Consider the following 22,855-nt stretch of genomic DNA (forward strand, 5'->3'; position numbering starts at 1 on the left):
CAGCTCACCCGCCCTGGACGTTCTCGTCGTCGGGCTCGGTCGTGGCGTCGTCTTCGCGCTCGGCGAGCAGCGAGAGGGTCAGGTTGAAGCGGCGCTGATCGGGCGACAGGCCACCGCGCACGACAGCCGTGGGAAAGCCCACCTGGAGCGCGCCGAGCAGGCGCTGGAAGCGCGCCGTGTTGGGCTCGACGCCCTCCTCGGCCCGGCCCTCGATCGAGAGCACCGGGATCTTCTCGCCGCGGTCCGCGCCGAACTCCTCGTCGGTGGCGAAGGTGCTGGTCAGGTCCGTGATCCAGAAGCCATCGGGCAGGTGCCGGTCAAGCAGCCGCAGGGTGCGCGCCAACTGGGTACCTGAGGCGGCCATGCCGTAGAGCTCCCCGGCAACCGCCGCCAGCTCCTCGTTCTCGGCCATCAACTGCTCGGTCTCGCTGTTGACCCGCTCGCGGCTGCGAACCTGGGTCGACAGACGACTGATCTGCCCGCGCAGGTCGGTCAGCTCGGCTCGCTTCTCCACCACGGACCAGCCGATGTAGGCCAGGCCCACCACGGCAGCGGCGATCAGGAACGCCTTGCGCCCGAGGAACTCGCGCTTGCGCTGCAGCGCGGCCGGGACGATCTCGACCGAGTAGGCCTCGGGATCGCTGCCGGCGTGGGCCAGGCCCAGGGCGACCACCGACTCCAGCTCGTGCGCCTCGAGCGCGCGCTGGGCCTCCGGCGACAGCTTCGAGACGTCCACGACGGTGAACGGCTCGAAGGGCGCGACCGGCACCGACATGGCGCTCGACAGGTAGCGGTCGAGGCCCTTGAGCCGCGCACCCCCGCCGCAGATGAAGACCCGGTCCAGCTTGAGCGACGAAATCTTCACCTGGCTCTTGGCGAAGGCCAGGGTCGACTGAAGCAGGCCCAGGATCTGCCCGGCGGGCGCGAGCCCGGCGCGCGAGACCTTCTCCGCCGTCGAGTCCAGGTAGCGCGCGCCCGGCGTCAGGTCGACGGACTCCTGCTTGATCTTCTCGGCCCGCGCGGCGTCGCAGTTCAGACGGCTCGCGATGGCGTCGTCGAACAACTTCGAGCCGCCCGAGAGGTTGCGCGCGAAGACCAGGTCCGCGCCGCGCACCAGCACGACGTCGGTGTTCTCGTGGCCGATGTTCGCGAGCAGCACCGTGTCGTCCATGACCACGCCGAAGCGCAGCCAGGCGTTGTAGAGCGCCACCGCGTTGGGAGTGAAGGCGTCGAGCCTGCCGCCGACCGCGGCCAGGCCCTCCTCGTGGGCCTCGAGCAGGCTCTCCCGCGCCATCGCCAGGAGGACCACGTCCTCGCCCTCGATCTCGGGCATCTCCGGCAGGACGTTGAAGTCCGCCGCGACCTGGGCGTCGGAGGAGCCGCCGACCTCCTCCACCTCGAAGCGCATCAGCTTGCGAAGTTGCCAGTCCGCCAGGCGCGGGACGCGGCTGTAGCGCAGGTTGACCTCGCGGCCGGTGATGCCGACGCGGGCGCCGGTGGGCTTGAAGTCGGGCGCGGCCTGCTCCCAGGCACTGGCGACGTCGTCGGACCGATGGGTGCCGAAGGCGTAGTCGGTCGCCACGAAGGTGTTCCCCTTGGCGTGGCCGCGGAGGAACACCGCCGAGCGGTGGCCGATGTCGACGCCGGTCGAGGTGCGGGGCATGGTCGGTTGGATGGGTGTGGTGGCGCCGTGGGGCGGCAGGGGGCGAGTCGGCGGGGAGGATGTCCGGCGCCCTGCTCGGGTCTGGTGTTGCGCTCGGGCTGGGTTCCAGTCCGGGCCTGCGGGTCAGTCCCGCGCGGCGGGTGCGGTCACCCGTGCGGCGGGAAGGTGGGGATCGGGGGCCGTGGCGTCGCGCATGGGGTCCATCCCTCAGCCGTCGACGGCGTCGCGCACGCGGGCCGCGAGCTTCTCGAACTCGTGGCGCTCGAGCCAGCCGAGGATCGCCCGCTGACGCTCGGGCTCGCTTCCGGCGGCGGTCTCGAGGGCCGTGCGCTCGGCGCGGATTGCCGTCAGGAGGGCGTCGGCGCGCTCGAAGACCTCGCTCGCCTCGCGTCCTTCGCTGGGCCGATAGCGATCGGCCACGGCGCGGACGTCGCGTTCACAGCGCTCGTAGATGCCGGGCAGGGCGAAGAAGCGCGCGCGCTCGACCTCGTCGTCGACCGCTCGCAATTCTTCGAGTCCCTGGCCGATGATCTCGGCACGCGCCGCGTCGGCTTCGCGCACGAGACCCTGTTCGAAGGGGTAGTCGCGCAGCAGCTCGCCCCACAGGGCCAGCACGTCACCCAGTCGTCCGTCACGACCTGCGGCGCGAGCCCGCGTGGCGAGCTCGGTGGCGCCTTCGAGCTCGGCCTGGAAGGAGAGTTGCAGGGTGAAACCGCCGGCGCCGGCCAGGTCGATCTCGAGCCGCTGACGTCCGCCGCGCTCGCTCGCGCGCACGTCGACGGGTCGGTCGAACAGAAGGCGCGTGAGCTGCACGCCGCCGCCCAGGAGTACGGAGTCGACCCCGCTCGAGTCGAAGTCCCCCGAGCGCGCGCGATAGCCGTCGACGCCGGTCGTCGCCAGGGCGCGCCCGTCTTCGCCGATCAGCTCGGCCCGCGCCTCGATCCAGAGCTTGCCCGCCCCGCTGGCGTCGACCCGCACGCGCCCGTTGCCGTCGGACCGCAGCTGCATCGTCGCGCTGCTGGCGAGCGGGCTCTCACCCCTGCCGATGCGCGCGGTGAGCAGGATCTCGGCGATGTGCTGCAGGCGGAGCTCGGCGTTCCCGGGCGCGGCGGTGCCGAGCACGAAGTCCCCCACCGCGATCTCCACGGCGGCGGGCTCCGAGCTGACCACGATCGCCAGGTCGTCCACGGCGACCTCGCCGACATCCGAGTCCTCGTCGGTCGAGGGATCGGCGCTGCCGTCGCCGGCCGCAATGGTCAGTCGAGCCCGGTCGTAGCCGGCCGGAACCGCTGCGCGCACCTCGAGGCGTTCGTCGACGTCGACTTCGGGCGCCCCGCTCCAGATCGTGAAGGGGCTCTTGAGCCCGCTGGAATCGGAGATCTCGAGGCCCACGCGCGCCGTGGCCGATTCGGTCACGCGCACCGCAGCCGACGCGGCCAGGGTTCGACCGGCGAGGGCTCGTACCGGGGCCGTGGACGCGCGCACGCTGGCGCCACCGCTGGCGACGAAGCCCAAGCCGGACTGCCCGCTGGAGGCGTAGGCCCGGTCGGCCAGAAAGCGCCCTGCGCCGTCGGACTCGAGCAGGGACTCGGCGTCGTCGCCCTCGAGGTCGCCCCCCACGATCAGGTTGTCGGCGATCGCCAGGGGCTCCGCGCCGCCGGCACCGTCGTCCGCTTGGCCACCCGGATCGAGCAGCAGGAAAGCCGCCACGCCGATCCCGCCGAGCAACAGCGCGCCGACCGCGATCGTGACCAACGGAGAGCCGCGCTCGCGCCGGGAGCGCTCCAGGGCCGACTCGTCGATCGAGTGCAACTCGCCGGCCGAGGTGGGCGGGACCGATCGGGCCGCCGACGCGTCGGTCGGGAAGGTCTCCGGCGAGGGGCTCCCCGCACGGGCGGTGGGCTGGCCGGCGGGCTGGCCGGTGGGCGCCGCGGTTCGAGCCGGCAGGCTGGCCGCGGGCATGGACCGGCCGAGGGGTTCGGCGACCGGGATGGCGGGGATCGAAGGGGCTGAGCCGCCAAGGTCGATCTCGTCCTCGAGCATCGGCCCGCCGTCGTCGCCACCCAGGTCGATCTCGAGATCGATCTCGCCGGATCGGGGCCCGGCTGCCGGTGGCGCTGCCGACACCGCAGCCGACTCGGCGTCCGCCACGCTCAGCTCGACCTTTCCGATCCGCAGGGCCTGGCCCGGGGACACATGGCCGCGCTCGATGCGCTTGCCTTCGATCAGCGTGCCGTTGGTGCTGCCGAGGTCCTCGACCGCCAGGCCGTCGCCGTCGGGCCGCACGAGGGCATGGCGCCCCGAGACCGACGGATCGGCGATCACGAGGTCGTTGCCGTCGCGCCGCCCGATGAGCAGGCCGGAGCGGGGAACGGGGACGGACTCACCGCGGCGGTCGCCGCTCTCGAAGCGCAGGTTGAAGCGTTCAGTCATCGACTGTTGCGGCCGGATCGAAGGCCCCGGACTGGGGCCCATGACAATACAACCGCGCCCGCCCTCGGTTACGGCGGCGCGGTGCGTGCGTCCCAGGTTAGTGCAGGCCGCTCGCGCCGTCACGGCCCGGACGCCGGTCCGGGACTGGCCCCGGAGGCGAGGAAGGGGCAGGATCCGTCCGTGGCGCGCCGGGATTCGACGCAGCGGGGTCCCCGCGACTTGGGCCGATTCTTCGTGGAGTCGGCCACAGCCGGCCCCGCTGCCGACGGGAGCGTTCCGCGGCTCGAGGGGCAGGAAGTCGAGCACGCCTTGCGTGTCCTGCGCGCGCAGCCAGGCGATCTCCTGACCGGCCTCGACGGACGCGGCCACCGCTGGCCCCTGCGAGTGGTCCGCGCCGAGCGGCGCGATCTGGTCCTGGAGCCCGCCGGGGAGCCCGAACGGGAACCGGGTCCCGGAGAGCCGGGGGCCCCCTTGCCACCGATTCACGTCGCCGTGGCGCTGCCCCGCAGCGGTCGCCTGGAGCCCATGCTGGACCGCCTGACCCAACTCGGGGTCGCCCGCATCGAGCCCCTGCGATGCGCCTGGACCGGACCCGGCGAGCGCTGGCCCCGGCCGGAGCGCTTGACGCGGGTCCTGCGCGAGGCCACCAAGCAGTCTGGCCGCGCCTGGTTGCCAGAGCTTGCGGAGCCCGCGGAGGTCGAGCGCTGGCAGCCCCCGGGCGGGAGCGCCTGTGCCGTCCTGCACCCGACGGCCGAGCAGCCGCTCTTGTCCTGGGCCAGGGGGCTGACCGCGGCACCCGGCGACCCCATCTGCCTGGTCATCGGGCCCGAGGGCGGCTTCCAGACCCAGGAGCTGGAGGCGCTGGCGGCCTCCGGTGCCGCGCCGGTCCGCCTCGGCCCCCACGTGCTGCGGATCGAGACCGCTGCCGAGGCCGCTGCCAGCGTATTGATCGCCTGCCTGCTGGCCCCGGGCTGAGGCCGACGAGCGGCCGCCGCACGGCCGTCAGGACCAGAGGATCGGGCGGGACTTCCAGAAAAAGGAGAGGGCCAGCGCCCCCCAGCGCTGGCCCTCGCGTCCCGTACCCACGTTGGAGAGGAGCTTTCGATCCCCTCGCACAGGTGAGAGCCCCATCCGCCGGGGAACCGAACGATCGGAAGCCGAAGTCCCCCAAAGTAGCCCCGAGAATTCGCGAGCGGACCGGCCTCGAGTGCCCAGGCAGCCCCCAGGGGCCCCGTGAGACCGGTCCGAGTCCGGAATTCCTCTCCACTGTTCCCGCCCGATTGGCGGATCGCAGGGGATCCGGCGCCATGCTGCGGATGGAACGCCAGCCTCCCGAATGGGATGGGGCCGGCGCCCCCCGGCACCGGCCCCGATCACGTCCCAAACCCACGACAGAAGAGGCTTTCGCTGGTGGTTAGGCCGGCGGGCCTCGTTCCGTCAAAGGGCCCAGCCGGAGATCGTCGAGGTCCGAACGCGGGGTTCCGTGAACTCCTGGAAATTCTTGCCGGCGCGGGATCCGGTTGGGCCCGACTACTCCTTCGCGCCCCGAAACCGGCCTCCCAGCCTCTCAGAAGCCCATCCGGCGGCGGAGTGAGACATAGCGCCCATCTCCGAGGACCAGATGATCGAGCAGGGGAACCCCCAGGAGCCGCCCCACATCGAGGAGCCGGCGGGTCACCTCGCGGTCCTCGGAGCTGGGCTCGGGGTCCCCGCTGGGGTGGTTGTGGGCTACCAGAACGGCGGCGGCGCCCTCGCGGACTGCGGGCCCGAAGACCTCTCGGGGGTGGACCAAAGACGTGGTCAGGGTCCCTACCGCGACGCAGTGTCGCCGGATCAGACGGTGGCGCCCGTCGAGCAACAGCACCTGGAAGGTCTCTCGATCCAGGCCCCGGCACTCGGTCGACAGCAACTGGAAGGCCGCCTCTGGATCGGCCACCGAGGCTCGCGGATCCAGCCGCGACCGCTCCACCCGCCGGCCCAGCTCGAAGGCGGCGGCCAGCCTCTCCGCCGAGGCAAGGTCCAAGTCGAGCCGTCGCTCCAGATCCGCCGGCCGGGCGCGGGACAGGGCTCCCAGGTCCCCTTCCCCCAGGCGAATGCCGACTCCTCGGCCGGGGCCCCCACCGCCGCCAGCCGGTCCGGTCGCGTCGGAGCGCGCCCCAGATCGCTCGACCGCGCCGCCCCCGCAGACCAGCTCGATGAGCCCGATCAAGGAAGCGCCCTCGACGGTCTGCGCCGACCGACGGACCGCCTGGCTCCCTGCGTCCGAGACGATCTCGCCCAAGGGGGTCACGACCGGAGGAGCGCCGTCCGGAATGGCACCGTCCGGAATGGCACCGTCCGGAAGGGCACCGTCCGAAAGCGGAGCGCTCGGACGCGTAGCGTTCGCATCAGGGCCGGCGCTGTCGAAGCCGACCACACTCACCCGTAGCGCGCCCTGCCCTTCGCGATCCACGGTGCTTGGCTCGCTGTCGCTCTCGACGTCGGCGTGTGGCGCAAGACTCGTCACTACCGCCCGATCCACGGTCGCACAGGACTCGAGGGAATCGCACGTCTCCGGTGTTCGGTGCGGAGGTTGGGGCGCCGCGACCTGCTGCGGAATGACCTGCCGCGGGAAGGCACCGCCCGAGCCTTCGGCTGTACGACCAGACTCCGTCCCACTCCCGTCCGTTGCCCCGGACAGGGCGACCGTCGATCGAGTTCCACGTCGAGCCACAGCAGATGGACGGATCACGCGGTGCTCGGTTGCACCACATTCGGGATCAATCGCAATGGATGCGATTCGAGTGCAGCAATCGCGCGCGATCGGCGTTCACGGGTACGCGACGAGGCGTGATCCCGAGCCGGAGACGGTCGTTACTCGCCTTCATCCCGAGCTGGAGACATTTATGCGACGGCTTCACAGAAGGTGGGCAACAAGGTGGTATCCGCCGGCCGATCTACGTACTTGAAGGGTTAGTTCCCCATGGAGCAGCGATGATCGGTTTCACAACGACCTGCCTCGTCATCCTCGTGGGAGCTTGGGTAGCAGAAACTGCCTTGTTCCTCCTGAGCTACAGGTCCGCCGTCCTGGCCGAGGGTGGTGGAGTTTTGGACACCGCGACAACATCGGGTTCGATGCGGCCGGCACGCAACGAGGAGTGCGTGAAGCATCGAACTTGATGGGCGGGAACCTCCTGTAGCCGGGTTTCGGAGGCGCCTTCGGGCGCGATGTTCGGGCGGCCGCGCTCCTGACGCGGTCGCCCGCTCTTCGTTCGGGCGGACTGCGTTCGGGCGGACTGCGTTCGGGCGGAAGGTGCCTTCACCCGCCTGCGACTCGGGCGGACTGGACGATCGACCGTCCGAGATGCGGGCGCGGTACGAGAGACCGTTGGTGGGCCGGCGCGCATCGGGCCAGAACTCCAGCGCCGCGATCCAGCTCAGCGATCCAGCTCAGCTGCCAAATCTTCGAGCAGCCGCTCGAGCGGGTAGCCCAGGCGCTGCTCGAACTCCTCGGCGGCAGTTGAGCCCCTCGAGCTGGCGCTGACCAAGTCGGCGAGGAAACGCTCGCCGTGGAAGCGAACGATGTAGTCCACGAGCAGCAGCGACTCGGCGTAGGCGCGACTGATCGCCTCCGCTTCGCCCAGGGCACTGAAGCTCCCCGACAGGTCCGCGAGAGGCCGCAGGGGATGGCCACCCAGCCGCAGCTCGGCACTCCTCAGGTCCCGCTCGCGATCGCCGGCGCTCGCGCCATCGGCCTCGAGCCACTGGGCTACGCCCTCGTTCAACCAACCGGGAACCCCGCGGCCTCCGAGGCTGGCCACGAAGGCATGGGCCAGCTCGTGGCGAACCGTGCGCGTCCACGCACCCCGTTGGCTGCGGAGGTCGTCGACCAGGATGCGGATCACCCCGTCGAAGGCGCCGCCGGCCCAGTGGCCGAGCCCCGTCGCCTGGTGGAACTGATCGCGCTCGTACAGGACCACGCGAATGCGCTCGTCGGCGACTAGCACCGGATCGTGGCTGAAGAAGATCCAGAACTCGCCGTAGGCGCCTTCGAGCACGTCGACGACGTCCTGCCAACCGCCTACCAGATCGGTGCGATCCCCGTCGAAGGACAGGTTGAAGCGCATCGAATCGAAACCGGCGAAATCCTGCTCGACTGCGGCCATGCGCTCCCAGCGCTCGAGCAACTGCGCGATGGCCTCGTCGTCCGGATCGAGCTGCACCGCGCGGATGATGTCGGCCAGGGCCGCTTCGCGGTTGCCCCCCGCGCGGTCGTACTCGTAGGTCGCCCGGCGATAGAGCGCCCGGGCCAGGTTGCTGGCGAAGAGCTGCTGGTCGGGGCGCGCCTCGACACACTCCTCGAGCAGCGCGATCGCCTGGTCCAACTCGCCCTCGTCGAGCAGCCCGCAGGCCTCGTTGTTCTGCAGGGTCCACCGCCGCAGGTCGTCGTCGGCAGAGGCGTCCTGTTCGTCGACGGTGGCAGGGCGGCGGGAGGCCACGAGATCCGATCGCGGAGCCTCGATCGCGGCCCCCTCGGGTTGCAACCGCGGATCAGCGGACTCGCGCAGCGCGACCCACAGGCCACCGCCCATCAGCACCAGTCCCAGAAGCGTCGCGATGAATCCACGCACAGTCGTCTCTCAGTCTCCTTCCGGGGCTCCAGGTGTCAGTTCGTCGGCGACCCCGACCCCGCGCGCCGCCAGTAGAGCCGGAAACGGCGCGTAGGTGGGCGAGTAGCCGTGTTCGGCCTCGATCGCGCGGATGCGCCCGAGCAACTCCTCGTGCACGGCCTGGAGCGCGTCCTGGGTCTGGGGATCACAGAAGTACGTCCGACAACCCAGGGGTCTTCCCGCGCGGGCCGTGCAACGGCCGCCCACGTGGTACGGACAGCGTCCGGGGGCCGCGGGGGGTGGGGCCACGGGCCCGCGGTCGGCGGCGAAGTCGGCCTCCAGGGCGGTCGCGTAGAGGTCGTGCCCGGCCTCCTCGAAGCGGCAGCAGACGCCCCGCGCCAGGCACACCGACCCCGAGCGCTCGATCACCACCTCCAGCTCGGCGTACAGCGCCTCCAGGGCCGCGAAGGCCGCCTCGCGCGCGGCCCCGTCCACGATCGGCTCGATGCCGGGGCAGACCTCCCGGGCGCGTTCGAAGCCCCGCTCGTCCTCGAGCACGCTTTCCCAGTAGGGAAAGCGTCGGCAGTGGTCGGGCCGAGCGGCGTAGACGGTGCAGTGGTTGGTGCCCTCGAGCAGGGCGCAGCGGCCTCGGCCCCCGTCCTCGGTGCGCTCGCGCAGGGCCAGGCGCAGATCACCGCTCTCGGGGTGCGGCACCCGACGCAGGAAGGAACTGGCGAAGACTTCGACCCCCAGCCCGAGGGCCCCCGCCAGGGACGGGATCTCGGCCTCGTCGACCCACACGAATCCGTCGCCGGCGGTGCAACAACGACCGCTGCGTTGACAACGAAAGCGGAACGGACGCACGCCCGCCAGGCCGAGCTGCTGGTCGGCGCTCATCGCCGCCTGCGCCGCAGTCGCGACGGGCGCTGGGAGGGGGCCTTGAGATTGAGCGTCTCGCGACCCTCCACCTGCGCGCGCACGTCGGCGATCAGCTCGGTCCAGCTCTGGTAGCGGTCGTCCGCGTCCTTGGACATCATCTTCTCGACGAAGTACTGCACGTGGGGCGACAGCCCGCGCCCCTGCAGCTCCTTCGATTCGAGCGACGCGAAGATCTGCTTGGCGAGCACCTCGCGATCGTCCGAGCCCTCGAAGGGCAAGCGCCCGACGAGCAGGTGGAACAGGGTCACGCCCAGGCTGTAGATGTCCGAGCGCGAGTCCCCGCTCGCCGCGCCCGAGGCTTCCTCGGGCGACAGGTAGGCCACCGTGCCCGCGGCCGCACCGGGCGCGCTGGACTGGCCCTTGTCCGCGACCGCCAGCCCCAGGTCGATCAGCACCACGCGCCCGTCGCGGGCCAGCATCACGTTGCCGGGCTTCACATCGCGGTGCACGACTCCCTGGCGCTCGAGGTGTTCGAGCACGCGGGCCACCTCGAGCACGATCCGCAGGGCCTCGCCCTCCTCGAAGGGTTCGCCCTCATCGAGGTGCTCGAGCAGCGTGCGGCCCTCGATGGCCTCGAGTCGCATGAATACGGTCGCTCCGGCGCGGGCGGCCCCGTCGCAGGCCACCAGGTTCTCGTGCGGATGGGCGCACAGCAGCTTGGCCTCCGCCGCGAAGGCACGCAGGGCCGCCGGTTGCGCTGCCAGGTCCGGGCGCAGAACTTTGAGGGCGACGCGGCGCTTGCGGCGCAGGTCGGTGGCGGCCCAGACGTCCGCGGTGCCGCCGCGGCCGAGGCGCTCGATCAGTCGGTAGCCGGGGATCTCGGGCTGCTCGCCGCAGCGCGTGCGACGCAGCTCGTCGACTTCGGTCTCGGCGAGCCCGAGGGCCTGTGCGAACAGGGCCGCCGGCTCGCCCCCGGCGCGGATCCCGTCCATCAGACCCTCCGCCTGCTGAACGTCGAGCCGCCCGTGGTGCACGAGCAGCGCTAGGAACTCGGGGTCGGTGATGGGTTCGGACATGCCAATGGTCGGGGAACGAGCATAGACCTTGGAGCATCCGCCGGCCCCCCTGGCCTCGGCCCCCATCGACGACCGGAATTCGCGCTCGGCAGGCCCCACCGGCGTCCTGCACCCGCTGGCGGAGGCCTTCGACCCGGGTCGCACGCGCTGGGCGCGAGACTGCGATGACCGGCTAGTCGACGGAGACGGCGCCGTGTCAGGGACGAGCGGTCGAACTGGCGATCGGCCCCCTGGCACCGGCGGTTCAGCGCTCCACGGTGACCCCGCGCCAGAAGGCCACGTGGTCCTTGATCTTCGCCGCGGCCGATTTCGGGTCCCGATAGACCCAGGCGGCATCGTCGTTGCGCTGGCCGTCCACGACGAGGGAGTAGTAGCTGGCCGTCCCCTTCCAACCGCAGACAGTGGTCTTGGCGCTTTCTTGGAAGAACTCGCGCTCGAGGCTCTCGGGCGGGAAGTAGACGTTCCCGTCGACCTCCTCGAAGACGTCGGTCTCGGCCAGGACGGTGCCATTCCAGATAGCTCGGGGCATGGATCTGCGGGGGCGGGTGGGGACGGGGCGGCGACCGGCTGGGCCGGCGGGTAGGATCCCGCTCCCATGGGCTCGAACAAGCAAGATCGGAACCCCTGCCCGCGAGGATCGCGCCTGCTGACCTCGCTGGGCGCTCTCTTGGCATTGACCGCAGCTCCGCTCGGTAGCTGCATGGCCGCCGGGCTGCCGCCTGTGGCGACGGCGGTCGAGGCGCCGCCTCCCGAACCGCTGGCGGCTGCGGCGCCGACTTCTGTGATCGCCCCCACGGTGAGCCCCGCCCAGACCCGCCCTGCGCGGGCCGTCGAGGCCTCGGTAGCCCAGGACCTGCGTGGCGGGGCGATCCCGGCCCGCGCCGGGGACCTGGAGCTGACCTGGGAGGAGTTCGACCAGGCCCTCCTCAATCGCGAGGGCACGGGCGAGGTCGCCGAGGTGGCCCTGGTCGACCTGGGCGAGCGCGCCCTGCTCCGCAACCTCGCGGACGCCAAGGGCGTGCAGGTGACCGACGACGACCTGGCGGCGAGCTTCGCCGAGCTCGACGGCCAACTGAGAGAGGCCGGCGTGGAGGGTGGCTTGGCGGCCGAGCTCGAGCGCGCGGGGGTGCCGCTGGACGACTTCAAGGACCGCCTGCGCCTGCAGATCGTGCTCGAGCGCCTGGTCCGCAAGGACCTTGCGATCCCCGCCGACCGTCCCTGCCCCGCCGACCAACAGCAGCTTTGGCTCGACGCCAAGCTCGGCGAAGCCAAGCTCGAGCGACTGCCGCGGCCGTGGGCCGACGGCGTCGTAGCGCGCATGGGCGAGCGCGCGATCACCGGCACCGAGCTGGCCGCCGCCCTGCGCCAGCAATTGCCGTCCGAGGAGCTGCGCGAGTTGTGCTTCCAGGTCCTCTTGGCCAAGGCCGTCGAGGCGCGCCTGCCCGACCTGTCGGCCGAGGGACGCGCCGCCGCGATCGAGGCCGAGGTGGGCCGCCGCCGCGCCGAGGCCGAGGCCGACCCGCGCTACCAAGGCGTGGCCTTCGAGCGACTGCTCGAGGCGCGCGGCATGACCCTCGACTCCATGCGCCAGGACCCCGCCGTGCGCGTCGCCGCCCTTTCGACGCATTTCGTCGACACCTCCGAGGGCGATGCGGGGTTGCGCCGCACCTACGAAGCCGAGCGCGACTGGTTCGAGGACCGCTTCGGGCGCTCGGTCTCGACGCGCATCCTGTACCTGATCGCGGCCCCCGAACGCGGCCCCTTGACCCCGCGCAACTACTCCGACGCCACCGCGGTGCTGGTGGACCTCGCGACCCAGGTCACCGACGAGGACGCCTTCGACCGCCTGGCGCGGCTGCACTCCGAGGACGCCCTCTCGCGCGAGCGCGGCGGCTGGCTGGGATTCGTGGCCCGCGCCTCGGAGGGCGTGCCCGCTGCCCTGCGCGAGGAGATCTTCAACCAGGTCGACGCGGGCCAGAGCGGCCTGGTCGGCCCGGTGCGCCTGGACAACGGCATGGCCCTCTTGTGGCTCGGGGCGGTGCGCCCGTCGCCGCCCTGGGAGCGCATGCGGGAGAACGTCCACCGCGAGCTGCGACGCCGTTTTCTGGTCGAGACCCTGCCGCCGGAAACGGTCGTGACTTACCTCGACCCCGGGCGCTGAGCGCCGCCACGCCCGCCGCCGCCCACGGGTTGGCACGGGCTGGATGATGCGCTGCGTGGAGCTGGAACGTCGCTTGCTGCGGAGCTCGACCATCGCGCAGCGCCAACCTCGCTACACAACCACCGACGGCCCCCGATCGTTGCCCCGACGACTGCGCCTGCTCGCCCATGTTTCGGCGAGCCCCCCTCGACAACCTTTCTAGGCCGTCCCCATGGATTTCCTGACTGAACTCTGGCTGCCGATCCTGCTCGCCGCGGTGCTCGTCTTCGTCTACAGCTCGATCTCCCACATGGTGATCCAGTTCCACAAGAAGGACTACGACGGGATCCCGAACGAGGAGGCCGCGATCGCGTCCCTGCGCGCGGCGAAGCTGCCGCCGGGCAACTACGTGACGCCCTGGTGCGACTCCATGAAGGAGATGGGCACGCCGGAGTTCATGGCGAAGTGGAAAGAGGGGCCGGTGGCCTTCCTGGTGGTGCGCCCCAATGGACCGCCGAACATGGGCGTCTTCCTGGGCTCGTGGTTCGCCTACTGCATCGTGGTCGCCGCGGTCGTGGCCTACATCACGCGCCTGGGCCTGGACCCGGGTGCGGACTACCTGAAGGTCTTCCAACTCGCCGGCGCGGTGACCTTCGTCGCCTACGGCATGTCGTCGGTCCCCGAGTCGATCTGGAAGGGCCAGCGCTGGTCGACCACCCTGCGCTTCGCGATCGACGGCCTGGTCTACGCCCTGCTCAGCGGCGGGGTCTTCGGCTGGCTGTGGCCCTCGGCAACGGGGATCGTCGCCGGCTGAGCGACGCGGATCGGCGCGCGCCGCGACGGCGGCCCGCCGATCGGCTAACCTGACCGCCTCCCCGCTCCCCCTGGAGGGGACCCCACCATGCTCATCGCCAAGGTCGTCGGAAGCGTCGTCGCCACTCGCAAGGACGAGAAGCTGGAGCAGCAGAAGCTGCTCGTCTGCCAGGTCCACGACCACAAGGGCTCGCCGGTCGAGCAGTACGTGGTCGCCGTCGACTCGGTCGGTGCAGGTCCGGGCGACGTGGTGCTGTACGCCACCGGTTCCTCCGCGCGCCAGACCCACCTGACCGAGGGCAAGCCCTGCGACGCGGTGATCATGGCCGTGGTCGACTCGTGGGACCTCGGCGGCGAGAACGTCTACGAGAAGTGGGCCTGAGTCCATGTACCTGGCGCGCGTGATCGGCCGCCTGGTGGCGAGCCAGAGCTACGAGGGACTCGCGCGAGTGCCCTACCAACTCATCCAGCCCCTGGACGAGAACGGCGCGCCGATGGGCGCGACCCTGGTCGCTTGCACGGCGATCTCCAGCGGCCCGGGCGACCTGGTGACCTACGTCGACGGCCGCGAGGCGGCCCTGGCACTCGAAGAGACCTTCGTGCCGGTCGACGCGACCATCCTGGGCTTCGTCGAGCAGGCCACGCGCCTGGGCGAGATCATCGGGCGCGAGGAGGCCCCGGCCTGATGTTCCTGGCCGACGTGATCGGAACGGTGGTGGCGCCGGTGCAGCACCCGAGCCTCGAGGGGCGCACGCAGTTGCTGCTGCGGCCCCTGTCCCCGACGGGCGAGGCCGCGGGCAAGACCCGCGTGGCGATCGACCACGTGGGCGCCGGGGTCGGCGACCGGGTGATCGTGATCGACGAGGGCAACAGCGGCCGACAATTGCTCGGGGGCGCCGAGCTGCCGATCAAGACGATCGTGGTCGGGATCGTCGACGCCATCGAGCACCTGGGCAAGGTGGTCTACGACCATCGCGCCCATCCGCCGCTCGAGCGGCGCAGCTGACCCCCTGCCAGCGGCAACGCAGCCGCCGGGGTGAGCACGCCCGTAGGGTGAGCCCGCCAACGCTGGGACGGACTCGGCGCCAGCCCCTGAATCCCGAGCACCCAGCCCGGTCGCCAGCGTCACTGCTCGGCCGCTCGGCGGCAGCTGCCGGGAACGGGCCGTCGCCCGCAGGGCGCGCCGACGGCCCCTGTCCGCAGCGATGCTCGCCAGGAAACGCAACGCCGCAGGCGGCGGCCAGGGCCAGGCGAGTTTCGGAGCGATCGTGATCCAGGACACTAGCATGGGCCAGCCGGTCCAGCGCGACTCGGCCGGCCTGACCGGCAGTCGCCCAGCGGCGCCCCGTCCCCACGAAACCCGGCGCACTCGATGCACTACCGATTCCCACTCGCCTTCCTGGCCGCATTTGCGGCGCTCGGCTCCCTCGAGCTCCACGCCAGCCCCACTGCCGGTGCGCGCGTTGGCGATGCGCCACTTACCATCCAGCGCGAGTACGCCTCCGATGGCGGACTCTCCCTCGCTGTTGCGGGTGGTCAGCCAGGGGACATCGCCATCCTGGTCGTCGCGGCGACCACCGCTTCCGCCGAGCAGGCGATGGAGCGACTGCCGCTCCTGTCGGACTGCGCAGTAACCCTGATACCGGTCGGGCCGTTCGACTCGTCCGGTACGACGACGGCTCGGGTTCACGTTCCGCTCGATTCTGCGCGGGACACCGCGTCTATGCAGCTGGCGGCCTTTTCCTTCACCGGCGGTCACTCGCCCGCCCCCCATTCGACCGCACCGCCGCAGTCCCTCTGGGGCTCGGGTCTCCAGCCGGGCACGGCGCCCAGCCACCGCGCGGACGGAATCAAAGTGACGCTCTTGCAGAACGTGGCCAACGACGGGGGCGCCTGCGGCGAGACCGGACTGCCGAATGAGATGGTCGGCATGCTGATTCCCGACCACCTGCATCCGACGAGTTGGTACACGCTCGACCCAGGCGCGACGATGGTCGAGTTCCCGGACGGGCAGGCCCTGATCACCGCACAGGTGCATCACATCTACTCACCGGCGCTGCGATTCGAAGTGCTGATCACACTCGGGGGCCGCCTCGAGGCCGGCGACATCGGCTATCCCTGTGCCGGAACGCCCTACTACAAGTTCGGGCCCCTGGCCCAGTGCCCGTCCTACCTGAGTGGCCAGGGTGGACCGATCGATCCGATCAAGTGGCGCTGCTACCAGAGCATGTCGGGCTCGCTGGTCGGCGTTGACGATCTGGCGGGTGCGTACGGGACCCTGATCCCATTCGAAGCCGCCTTCCAGGCGGGTGAAGCCGCCAACGACAAGAACCTCGCTCATGGAGCTTCGGGCTGGTTCAGCGTCACCTACACCAGCCAACCGTTCAACGGACCGCCGCTGCCTGCCGAAGTGAACATGCTCGTCGAGCTCTTCGCCGACTTCGTACCGCATGCAGGCCTGGGCCAGCTCTGATCAGGCCTTGACGCGGGAGCGTCCGGCTCCCGTCAGCGGAGGGACAGCGCCGGCCGGACTCCGAGGATCCCCTCGTGGAACGTCGGCGTGGCGGAGTCTCGATACGCCGATCGGGCCTTGTCCGGCACGCTAAGGAAGCACCCGCCCCGAGTCGGATGGGTCGGGGAGTCGCCAGGTTCGACAGCAGGGCTGGCCGGCTCGGCCGGAGTCGTGCGGTAGAGATCCGAACAAAACTCCCAGACGTTTCCGTGCATGTCGTGCAAGCCGAAGGCGTTGGGCCGGAAGCTACCGACGGGCGAGTGCCGCAGACGGACTGTTTCGGCTTTGATGTTCGCCGCATCGCCGTCCGTCAGGCTGGACTCTTTCGCTCCGGTGCTCCATGGCGTCTGCGTCCCCGCTCGGCAGGCATATTCCCACTGAGCCTCACTGGGCATGCCCAGGCCGAAGCGGTCGAGGACCTGGTTGCAGTCCACCCAGCTCACGTGCTCGACCGGATGCCTCGGGTCGACGCCGTGTTCGACGCCCTGGAATCCGCTCGGGTTGTAGCCGGCGAGCCGCGACCACTGAGCCTGGGTCAACTCGTACTTGGAGAGCAGGAATGGCGCCACCGTGACGAACCGCACCGGCCCTTCGTTCTCACGCGCCGACTGGTGGTAGTTGGGCGCGTCCGGGGCATCAGCTTGCGCGCCCATCCAAAAGGTCCCACCGGGGACCAGGACCAGCACGACGCCACTCCCGTCCTCGACGACGATCTCTCCGAGTTCGCTCCGTCGAGGTTCGGCCCCACTCAGGACGTGCCAGAACTCCCAGAGCCCCGATTCGCGGTCGCGACCGATCGGAACCAGACCCCAGATCGGCTCGAGCTCGAGGCCGGAGTACGCGTCGGCCGTTGAGATGGAGCGTCGTGCCTGCTCCCAGCGCACCGCCCAACTCCCCCCGGGGGCCGACTCCCGCGCGATTCGCTCGCACGCTTCCAGGCGTCGAGGCATGCTCCAGCCGTGGGCGACAGAGATGGCGTCAGGTGCAGCGGCAAAGAGTCCGAGCGGTGCGAGTTCGAAGGCCTCGAGCTGCTCCACGAGTTCGGTCAGGTTCGAGTGCCACCACTTCTCCGCGCGTCCGGCGTCGGTCGCGGGAAACACCCAGCCCGCCCCCTCGGTCGTGCTCGGCCCGGACAGGGCACGACCCTCGAGCGCCTCGAGCCGAGCGCGCTCGCGCGGCAGACGATCGACGACCTCCTGCGCCGACTCGATCCACTGGCCGAATTCGTCGATGCGATCGCCGGTGATCGGCCAGAGCTGGTCCGCCACGCGCTCGAGGTCCCGAAGGTCCTCCAGGGCCGACAGGGACTGAATCTCCTCCCAACGACGGTCGGCGATACGAGCCTGAATCGCCGCGTTCGACCCGACAAGGATCAGTGCCAGTGCTCCCAGAGCGCCGATCGACCCGGCGGCACTCGCCGTGGGATGACGACGCACGAACTTGCGGACCTTGCTCGGCAGCCGCGCGGGCCGCGCGTGGATCGGCCGGTGCTCGAGGAAGCGGCGGAGGTCCTTCGCGAACTCGGCGGCTGTCTGGTACCGGTGCTGGGGCTCCTTCTCGAGCGCCTTCCCACAGATCACGGCCAACTCCTCCGGACAGCGTGATCGAACGCGCGACGGACGGGGCGGCTCCGTGTTCAGGATCTGGTCGGCGATCTGCTGCACCGTGTCGCCGTCGAATGGACGGCGCAGGGCGAGCAACTCGTAGAGCACGACCCCGAGTGAGAAGATGTCGGTTCGTTCGTCGAGGCCCGCGCGCTTGCGCCGCACCTGCTCAGGGCTCATGTAGGCCCACGTCCCGGCCAGCTCGCCGACGAATGAAGGGAACGAGTCGCCCTTGATCCGCGCGAGGCCGAAATCGGTGAGCTTGGGTGTCCCGGTCAGGGCGGTAGTAACGTCGCCATCACCCGCGTTCGTGTCGAGCAGCACGTTGGCCGGCTTGACGTCGCGGTGAATCACTCCGAGGCCGTGGGCCGCACCGAGCCCGTCGGCAAGCTGTGCCACGATCTCCGCGGCTCGCCGGTAGTAGCCGGGCGGAACGACCTCGGCGGCGCAGATCTTGGCGAGCAAGCCCTTCAGGTCCCAGCCTCCGTCGATCAAGTCCTGGGCGATCCAGGCCACCCCCTCGTCACGTCCGAAGTCGAGGGTCCTGACGATGTTCGGATGACTCAGGCGACCGCCCGCGCGGGCTTCGCGAGCGAAGAGCTCGAGGCTCCGGGCCTCCACCCGCTCCGGCAGGACCAGCTTGAGGGCGACGACGCGGCGCAGGTTCTCGTCGAATGCTTGCCACACCTGCCCCATCCCGCCGCGTGCGACGAAGGCGCCCAAGGTAAAGTGCGCCAGGCGGTCGCCTTGCGCGAAGGCGCGCGGCGCTGGCCCGCCTCCGCCACCCCGATTCGACGGCCCCACCGGCGAGTCGGACGGCCCGTAGGCGGCCGCCGGCAGGGCAGCCGCGAGGAGCCTGCCTGCGTCGTGCCAAGCCTCCAGGGCCGCGCGGGCCGCGCTCGTCAGGTCAGCGTCGACCCGAGCCTCGGGGTGAACGGCGATCCACGCCTCGAATCCTTCGCGGTCCCCATCCGGATGGGCCGCCAGGAAACTGGCGACGAGTCGTTCACCGGGCGAGGCACTCGATTCGGTGGATTCGTCGTTCATGGCCAGCGGAGCCGCGGGAGCTGCCCGAGATGGTAGGTCACGGCGCGCGGCCCGCCGTCGATAGGATCTGCGGGATGAGCTGCCTCTCGATTGCCGCCGCCGTCATTCTCGCAACGCCCCCCCTGGCCCCGTCGGCCCCCCAGGAAGCCCAGGACTCTGGCGGGCCCCTCGATGCGGAGCGGGCCTGCTACGACGTGCTGCGCTACGACCTGTCGATCCAGGTCGACCCGCAGCAGGAGCGGATCCTGGGTTCGAACCGCATCACCGCCCGACTCCTGTCGACCACGGACCGCATCCGCGTCGACCTCGACCGGCGGTTGGCCGTGCACGACGTGTCGATGAACGACATCGGTCACGTCGACGCAGTGGGCTACGTCGACGTGAACGACGTCGTCACCGGTGGCGAGCGCACCGAGGACTTCTTCTTCGTTCCGATCGCGGGCGTGTCGCCCGGAGATGTCTTCACGATCGACATCAACTACGGCGGGTCACCCCGGGAAGCGGTGCGCGCTCCCTGGGACGGCGGTTTCGTGTGGGCCCAGACTCCCAGCGGTGCGCCGTGGATAGCGACGGCCTGCCAGGGCGAGGGCGCCGACCTCTGGTGGCCGTGCAAGGACCACCCTTCGGACGAGCCGGACTCGATGGGCATCGACGTCGAGGTGCCGGACCCGCTCGTCGTGGCCACCAACGGCCGCCTGCTCGGCACCTGGCCCGCAGCCCGCCCTGGACACACCATCCATCGCTGGGAGGTTTCGACCCCCATCAACAACTACGGCGTGGCCCTGAACATCGCTCCCTACGTACGCCTGGAGCACCTCTACACCAGCGTCACCGGCGAGCGCTTCCCCTTCTACTTCTGGGTCCTGCCGGAGGACGAGGCCAAGGGGCGCGCGATCCTCCCGGAGTTCGCCGGACACATGCGGCAGCTGGAGGAGCTCTGCGGCCCCTATCCCTTCCGCGCGGACAAGTACGGCGTGGTGCAGACGCCGCACCTGGGCATGGAGCACCAGTCGATCATCGCCTACGGCAACCGCTTCGCCGGGGACCCGAACTTCGAGTACGACTGGCTGCACCACCACGAGCTGTCCCACGAGTGGTGGGGCAACATGGTCACCGCGCGCGACTGGAACGACTTCTGGATCCACGAGGGCATCGGCACCTACGTGCAGGCCCTCTACCTAGAACAGCGCTTCGGCCCCGAGGCCTACCGCCAGAAGATGGCCGCAGACCGCCGCCGCATCGCCAACACCGGCCCCGTGGCGCCGCGCGGCTCGAAGAGCACGGGCTGGATGTACCTGGGCCGACCCGGCAACGGCTCGCCCGGCGGCGACATCTACTTCAAGGGCTCCTGGGTCTGCCACGAGCTGCGCTGGCTCCTCGGCGACGACGAGTTCTTCCACGTCCTGCGGCGCTGGGCCTACCCCGACCCCGCCCTCGAGCTCGTCACCGACGGCGCCCAGTGCCGCTTCACCACCACCGACGAGCTACTCGAGATCGCGAACCGCGAGACCGGCCGCGACCTCGCCTGGTACTTCGAAGTCGCCCTGCGCCGAGCAGCCCTCCCGACCCTCGAGACCCAACGCGACGGCACCAGCCTGACCCTGCGCTGGAGCACCCCGGACGACCTGCCCTACCCCATGCCCGTCGAACTCGACCTCGACGGCCACCGCCGCACCGTCCCGATCCCCCCCGAAGGCACCACCATCGACGTCGGCCAAGCCAAGCTCACCATCGACCCCGACGACTGGCTCCTGGGCGCCGAGTAACCCCAACCGAGCCCGCCCGACCGGCGCCCCCGCATCCGCCAGCCCCCCCCTCTCGGCCCGAGCAGCCCGATTGCTCCAACGGCACCAGCCGTTGGGCCCATAGCACCGCTGGGCCCAAAGCACCGCAGCCCGATTTGCTCCAACGGCACCAGCCGTTCGGCCCATAGCACCGCAGCCCGATTTGCTCCAACGGCACCAGCCGTTCGGCCCATCGCACCGCAGCCCGATTTGCTCCAACGGCACCAGCCGTTCGGCCCATAGCACCGCAGCCCGATTTGCTCCAACGGCACCAGCCGTTCGGCCCATAGCACCGCAGCCCGATTTGCTCCAACGGCGCCAGCCGTTGGGCCAACAACAGCCCTCTAATTTGCGTCGGCGAAGCCGACCAAATTAGAGGCCCGCCGTCGAAACGGCGAGCCGAGGGGTGCCGAAGCACCGACCGTTGCAAGGGCGGCCGGTGCTCCGGGCAGTTGGATCGGTCCCGCCCGGCGTAAGCCGAGCGCGACCTCTCCGGTGCCACAGGCGAGCCTGTGGCGAGGCCGCCGATCCGCTCTCCCCAGCGATCGGCAGCCACCAGAGCCCCGCGGGGGCGAAACTCCGGAGTAGGGGTGTCGGTCCGGCTCGTCTCCCCACGAGCTGGCCCTCGCCCTTCCTGGGGACTGAACGCATTTGGGGAGACTTCAGACGGGCCAAATCGAAGTTTTTCGTCCCTGCCTCCCGGGCCAGCTCGGCTCGGCCGCGCGTTCGATGGGACCCAGGGACGCCCGGGTCGCGCGAGGAGCCCGCGAGCGCCTGGGGTAGACTCCTGCCCGCCCGATCCCACCTGGACCGAGCCCTCCCATGGACGCCGAAGGAACCCCCGTCAAACACCCCTGGTCCGTGGAAGAGAGCCGCCTACGCGAGGCCCTCTGCCGCATCGGAGCCCTCTGCTACCAGAAGGGCTTCATCGTCGGCGCCGACGGGAACCTCTCCGCGCGCCTGTCGGACGGGACGGTGCTGATCACGCCGGCCGGGGCCATGAAGGGCTTCCTCCAGCCGCACCACCTGGCCCACATCGACATGCAGGGCCGCGTCCTGGACGAGGGCCCCCGCTGCTCGACCGAGACCGGCATCCACCTGACGGCCTACCGCGAGCGGCCCGACGTGCGCGCCATGGTCCACGCCCACCCGCCCCACGCGGTGGCCATGACCATCGCCGGGATCGACCTGCAGGTGCCGATCATCCCGGAGATCGTGGTCACGATCGGCGGCATCCCGACGACCCCCATGGCCACGCCGGGGACCGAAGAGCTGCCCGAGTCGATCCGCGAGACGATCCGCTGCTCGGACACGCTGATCATGAAGAACCACGGGTCGGTCTGCGTCGGACCGAACCTCTTGGACGCCTTCAAGAAGCTCGACATGATCGAGCACACGGCGAAGATCCTGTGGCTCGCGCACGTGGCGCGCGGCGGCCTCGAGCCCCTCCCCGCCGACGCGGTCGAGAAGCTCCTGGCCACCCGCAAGATGCTCGGGATCGGCGGGCGCAACACGCTCGAGAACCGCTGCGGTCTGCCCGACGGCTACCACGACCGCTGACCCGTGAGCGACGTCGCCCAGATCACCGCCCTCGACAAGCGGCTGGTGCACGACACGATCCTGCGCCTCTCCTGGCGCGTCGCGGAGCGCTTCCCCGGCTCAGGCCTCTCGGGCGTGGCCCAGGGCCTCTTGTCGGCCTCCGAGGAGACCGACGAGGTGGTCGCCTGGATCGAGCGGCCCAACTGGCTGCGCCGCATCCTGGCCTCGACCGTGATCGCCTTCTTCGCGCTGATCCTGGTCGGCGCCCTGGGCGCCACGGCCCTCTCCATCGGCGACTGGCTCGACTCGACCTCGGAGTTCGCCGAGGTGGTGATGGTCGTCGAGTCACTGACCAACGAGCTATTGCTGATCAGCGCCGCGGTGCTCTACCTGGTCACCGCCGAGCGCCGCGCCAAGCGCAATCGCGTGATCCACGCCGTCAATCGCCTGCGCTCGATCGCCCACGTGATCGACGCCCACCAACTGACCAAGGACCCCGCGGCCATCGCCAACGCCGGCCGCCGCACGGAGCACTCGCCCGCGCGCGATCTCGCGCCGGGCGAGCTCGCGCGGTACCTCGATTACTGCTCCGAGCTGCTCTCGATGGTCGCCAAGCTGGGCTTCCTCTACGTGCAGCGCTTCGACGACAGCGACGCCAACCACGCGGTCAACGAGCTCGAAGTCCTCTGCACCGGGCTCAGCCGCAAGATCTGGCAGAAGCTAATGGTGCTCGATATGCACCTTGTCGACCCCTCACAGCGCCCATAGGATCCGAC

18 protein-coding genes are annotated in these 22,855 nt (G+C 70.6%); 10 read left to right on the plus strand and 8 right to left on the minus strand.

All coding sequences use genetic code 11. The features are described 5' to 3' along the window. Positions 1–4: 4 nt before the first annotated feature. Both pilM and Pla133_RS20320 read right to left on the minus strand, forming a co-directional pair. Complete coding sequence (gene pilM / locus Pla133_RS20315; RefSeq protein WP_145068648.1) at positions 5–1,663, minus strand: pilus assembly protein PilM; 1,659 nt, start codon at positions 1,661–1,663, stop codon at positions 5–7. Positions 1,664–1,870: 207 nt separating this feature from the next. After that, positions 1,871–4,096, minus strand: coding sequence for an FHA domain-containing protein (locus tag Pla133_RS20320; RefSeq protein ID WP_419191768.1), 2,226 nt, complete (start codon positions 4,094–4,096; stop codon positions 1,871–1,873). Positions 4,097–4,315: 219 nt separating this feature from the next. Here Pla133_RS20320 and Pla133_RS20325 point away from each other — a divergent pair, with 219 nt between their 5' ends. Beyond that, a complete protein-coding gene (locus Pla133_RS20325; RefSeq protein ID WP_419191769.1) occupies positions 4,316–5,071 on the plus strand; it encodes an RsmE family RNA methyltransferase in 756 nt (251 codons plus the stop codon). Positions 5,072–5,663: 592 nt separating this feature from the next. Here Pla133_RS20325 and Pla133_RS26600 read toward each other — a convergent pair. From Pla133_RS26600 to Pla133_RS20350, 5 genes are all read right to left on the minus strand, one after another. Next, positions 5,664–6,377 carry a JAB domain-containing protein gene (locus Pla133_RS26600; protein WP_419191770.1) on the minus strand — a complete coding sequence of 238 codons (714 nt, stop codon included), beginning with the start codon at positions 6,375–6,377 and terminating at the stop codon, positions 5,664–5,666. Between the two features lie 1,135 nt (positions 6,378–7,512). After that, on the minus strand, positions 7,513–8,706 hold the full coding sequence (locus Pla133_RS20335; protein ID WP_145068656.1) for a peptidase MA family metallohydrolase: 1,194 nt from the start codon (positions 8,704–8,706) through the stop codon (positions 7,513–7,515). Between the two features lie 9 nt (positions 8,707–8,715). After that, complete coding sequence (locus tag Pla133_RS20340; protein ID WP_145068658.1) at positions 8,716–9,582, minus strand: YkgJ family cysteine cluster protein; 867 nt, start codon at positions 9,580–9,582, stop codon at positions 8,716–8,718. Beyond that, positions 9,579–10,640 (minus strand): serine/threonine-protein kinase, encoded by a 1,062-nt coding sequence (locus tag Pla133_RS20345; protein WP_419191771.1) that lies wholly within the window; start codon positions 10,638–10,640, stop codon positions 9,579–9,581. Before Pla133_RS20345 ends, Pla133_RS20340 begins: the two co-directional genes overlap by 4 nt. Positions 10,641–10,884: 244 nt before the next feature. Next, the gene (locus Pla133_RS20350) at positions 10,885–11,169 is read right to left on the minus strand and encodes a DUF427 domain-containing protein (protein WP_145068662.1); all 285 of its coding nucleotides are present in this window, start codon (positions 11,167–11,169) and stop codon (positions 10,885–10,887) included. Between the two features lie 267 nt (positions 11,170–11,436). Between Pla133_RS20350 and Pla133_RS20355 the strand changes: the two genes are divergently transcribed. The 6 genes from Pla133_RS20355 (at position 11,437) to Pla133_RS20380 (ending at position 16,066) form a co-directional block, all read left to right on the plus strand. Then, a complete protein-coding gene (locus Pla133_RS20355; protein WP_145068664.1) occupies positions 11,437–12,801 on the plus strand; it encodes a peptidylprolyl isomerase in 1,365 nt (454 codons plus the stop codon). 211 nt (positions 12,802–13,012) lie between these two features. Next, entirely contained in the window at positions 13,013–13,594 is a 582-nt protein-coding gene (locus Pla133_RS20360; RefSeq protein ID WP_145068666.1) for a hypothetical protein, read from the plus strand. A gap of 87 nt (positions 13,595–13,681) precedes the next feature. Further along, positions 13,682–13,975, plus strand: a complete 294-nt coding sequence (locus tag Pla133_RS20365) for a EutN/CcmL family microcompartment protein (protein WP_145068668.1) — start codon at positions 13,682–13,684, stop codon at positions 13,973–13,975. Between the two features lie 4 nt (positions 13,976–13,979). Further along, entirely contained in the window at positions 13,980–14,279 is a 300-nt protein-coding gene (locus Pla133_RS20370) for a EutN/CcmL family microcompartment protein (protein WP_145068670.1), read from the plus strand. Beyond that, positions 14,279–14,599 carry a EutN/CcmL family microcompartment protein gene (locus Pla133_RS20375; protein ID WP_145068672.1) on the plus strand — a complete coding sequence of 107 codons (321 nt, stop codon included), beginning with the start codon at positions 14,279–14,281 and terminating at the stop codon, positions 14,597–14,599. Before Pla133_RS20370 ends, Pla133_RS20375 begins: the two co-directional genes overlap by 1 nt. A gap of 366 nt (positions 14,600–14,965) precedes the next feature. Beyond that, on the plus strand, positions 14,966–16,066 hold the full coding sequence (locus tag Pla133_RS20380; protein ID WP_145068674.1) for a hypothetical protein: 1,101 nt from the start codon (positions 14,966–14,968) through the stop codon (positions 16,064–16,066). A 32-nt stretch (positions 16,067–16,098) separates the two neighbouring features. Here Pla133_RS20380 and Pla133_RS20385 read toward each other — a convergent pair whose 3' ends face one another. Beyond that, positions 16,099–18,756 (minus strand): bifunctional serine/threonine-protein kinase/formylglycine-generating enzyme family protein, encoded by a 2,658-nt coding sequence (locus tag Pla133_RS20385; protein WP_145068677.1) that lies wholly within the window; start codon positions 18,754–18,756, stop codon positions 16,099–16,101. A 74-nt stretch (positions 18,757–18,830) separates the two neighbouring features. Between Pla133_RS20385 and Pla133_RS20390 the strand changes: the two genes are divergently transcribed. The 3 genes from Pla133_RS20390 (at position 18,831) to Pla133_RS20400 (ending at position 22,847) form a co-directional block, all read left to right on the plus strand. After that, positions 18,831–20,522 (plus strand): M1 family metallopeptidase, encoded by a 1,692-nt coding sequence (locus Pla133_RS20390; RefSeq protein ID WP_419191772.1) that lies wholly within the window; start codon positions 18,831–18,833, stop codon positions 20,520–20,522. Between the two features lie 840 nt (positions 20,523–21,362). Continuing rightward, positions 21,363–22,100 (plus strand): class II aldolase/adducin family protein, encoded by a 738-nt coding sequence (locus tag Pla133_RS20395; RefSeq protein ID WP_145068681.1) that lies wholly within the window; start codon positions 21,363–21,365, stop codon positions 22,098–22,100. Positions 22,101–22,103: 3 nt separating this feature from the next. After that, positions 22,104–22,847, plus strand: a complete 744-nt coding sequence (locus Pla133_RS20400) for a hypothetical protein (protein ID WP_145068683.1) — start codon at positions 22,104–22,106, stop codon at positions 22,845–22,847. Positions 22,848–22,855 lie beyond the last annotated feature (8 nt).

It is taken from the genome of Engelhardtia mirabilis (assembly GCF_007748095.1).
Classification (GTDB): Bacteria; Planctomycetota; UBA1135; order UBA1135.